This window comes from Mycobacterium sp. (assembly GCF_008709575.1).
GTDB lineage: Bacteria > Actinomycetota > Actinomycetes > Mycobacteriales > Mycobacteriaceae > Mycobacterium.
On record NZ_VYIK01000138.1, the window covers coordinates 1 to 1569 of the forward strand.

The following is a 1569-nucleotide window of genomic DNA, read 5'->3' on the forward strand; positions in this document are numbered from 1 at the left end:
TCTACGCCCAGGTGTTGGGGCTGGAGCGGGTCGGGGTCGACGAGTCGTTTTTCGATTTGGGCGGGGATTCCCTGTCGGCAATGCGGGTCATCGCCGCGATCAACAAATCTTTGGACGCCGATCTGTCGGTGCGGACGTTGTTCGAGGCGCCCACGGTGGCCCAGTTGGCGCCGCGGATCGGTGCGGGTTCGGGCGGGCTCGAGCCGCTGGTGGCCCTCGAGCGCCCGGCGGTGGTTCCGTTGTCGTTCGCGCAGAGCCGGTTGTGGTTCATCGACCAATTCCAGGGCTCGTCAGCGGTGTACAACATGGCGGTCGGGTTGCAGCTGCGCGGGCAGCTTGACGTCGACGCGCTGGGCGCGGCGCTGGCCGACGTGGTGGGCCGCCATGAGAGCCTGCGCACGCTGTTCCCGGCGCCCGACGGGATACCCCACCAGCTGGTGCTGCCCGCCGAGCGGGCCGACTTCGGCTGGCAGGTCCTCGATGCCAGCGCCTGGCCGCCTAGCCGGCTCGAGGAGGCCATCAGCACCGCGGCACGGCACACGTTTGATTTGGCAACCGAAATCCCTTTGCAAGCAAGGCTTTTCCGGGTCAGCGACGACGAGCACGTGCTGGTGGTGGTGGTGCATCATATCGCCGGCGACGGCTGGTCGATCACCCCGCTGGTGCGCGATCTGGGGGTGGCCTACGCCGGCCGATGCGCCGGGCGTGCCCCCGACTGGGCCGACTTGGCGGTGCAATATGTCGATTACACGCTGTGGCAGCGCGCCCAGCTGGGTGATCTGGCCGACCCCGATAGCCGCATCGCCGCGCAGCTGGCTTACTGGCAAGAGGCGCTGGCCGGGATGCCCGAACGGCTGCAGTTGCCCACCGACCGGCCCTATCCCCCGGTGGCCGATTACCGCGGCGCCCGAGTCGAGATGGAGTTGCCCACCCAGCTGCAACAACAGGTGGCTCAGGTGGCCCGGGCGCACAACGCGACCAGCTTCATGGTGATGCAGGCCGCCCTGGCGGTGCTGTTGGCCAAGATCAGCGCCAGCACCGATGTCGCGGTGGGATTCCCCATCGCCGGCCGGCGCGACCCGGCCCTCGATGAGCTGGTGGGGTTTTTCGTCAACACCTTGGTGCTGCGGGTCGATCTGGGCGGAGATCCCAGCGTCGCGGAGCTCTTAGACCAGGTGCGGCGGCGCAGCCTGGCCGCCTACGAACACCAAGACGTGCCCTTCGAGGTGCTGGTGGAGCGGCTCAACCCCACCCGCAGCCTGACCCATCACCCACTGGTGCAGGTGATGCTGGCCTGGCAGAACCTGCCCGGGCTCGACACCGAAACCGCCACGGGGCTGGAGTTGGGTGATCTGCAGGTCACCCCGCTGCCGCTGGACACCGGCACCGCCCGCATGGACCTGGTGTTCGCCATGGCCGAACGCTGGAGCAAGACCGGCGAGCCCGCGGGGATTGTCGGGAGGGTGGAGTTTCGCACCGATGTGTTCGACGCGGCCAGCATCGAGACCCTGATCGCGCGGTTGCAGCGGGTGTTGGTGGCGATGACGGCTGATCCGGGGCGGCGGGTGT

General features: G+C 68.5%; 1 protein-coding gene. It reads left to right on the plus strand.

The window, feature by feature from the left end; genetic code table 11:
• On the plus strand, nucleotides 1-1569 hold a 1569-nt coding region (locus F6Q13_RS17275; protein ID WP_293059180.1), incomplete at both ends, for a condensation domain-containing protein.